A 486-nucleotide genomic window follows, 5' to 3' on the forward strand; every position below is an offset into this window, starting at 1 on the left:
TTCCCGCCATCTCGTTGGCCTAGCGCCAAAGAGAATTGCGGTCGTCATCGGGGCATTCGGCATCGACCGGGCGCGGTAAGCCCCCGGCAAGGGCGGCATCGACGACTTGGCCGAAGGCGCGCTGCAATGCCTGCATCCTCGCCGCTCGCTCTGCCGGATTGGCGATGATCCGGGCCGCCTCGGCCTCGGTCATCTCGTTGACCTTGAGCGCGTTCTCGCGGAACACGTCCACCGTGCGCGCCATGGCGCGCACGGTGGACGTGTTCCGCGAGAACGCGCTCAAGGTCAACGAGATGACCGAGGCCGAGGCGGCCCGGATCATCGCCAATCCGGCAGAGCGAGCGGCGAGGATGCAGGCATTGCAGCGCGCCTTCGGCCAAGTCGTCGATGCCGCCCTTGCCGGGGGCTTACCGCGCCCGGTCGATGCCGAATGCCCCGATGACGACCGCAATTCTCTTTGGCGCTAGGCCAACGAGATGGCGGGAA

At 67.1% G+C, this 486-nt stretch carries 2 protein-coding genes; one reads left to right on the top strand and one right to left on the bottom strand.

Annotation, left to right across the window (positions count from 1 at the left end):
* Positions 1–19: 19 nt before the first annotated feature.
* Positions 20–244, bottom strand: coding sequence for a hypothetical protein (locus VE26_RS00205; protein WP_046103253.1), 225 nt, complete (start codon positions 242–244; stop codon positions 20–22).
* Between VE26_RS00205 and VE26_RS00210 the strand changes: the two genes are divergently transcribed.
* Positions 243–467, top strand: a complete 225-nt coding sequence (locus tag VE26_RS00210) for a hypothetical protein (RefSeq protein ID WP_046103253.1) — start codon at positions 243–245, stop codon at positions 465–467. The genes VE26_RS00205 and VE26_RS00210 overlap by 2 nt on opposite strands.
* Positions 468–486 lie beyond the last annotated feature (19 nt).

The sequence above is a fragment of the Devosia chinhatensis genome, from assembly GCF_000969445.1.
In the GTDB taxonomy this organism is placed as follows: Bacteria; Pseudomonadota; Alphaproteobacteria; order Rhizobiales; family Devosiaceae; genus Devosia; species Devosia chinhatensis.

Excerpts from the sequence above, each read along its gene's own strand:
- VE26_RS00210 (WP_046103253.1), top strand. The coding sequence starts at position 243 with ATGGCGCGCACGGTGGACGTGTTCCGCGAGAACGCGCTCAAGGTCAAC.
- VE26_RS00205 (WP_046103253.1), bottom strand. The coding sequence starts at position 244 with ATGGCGCGCACGGTGGACGTGTTCCGCGAGAACGCGCTCAAGGTCAAC.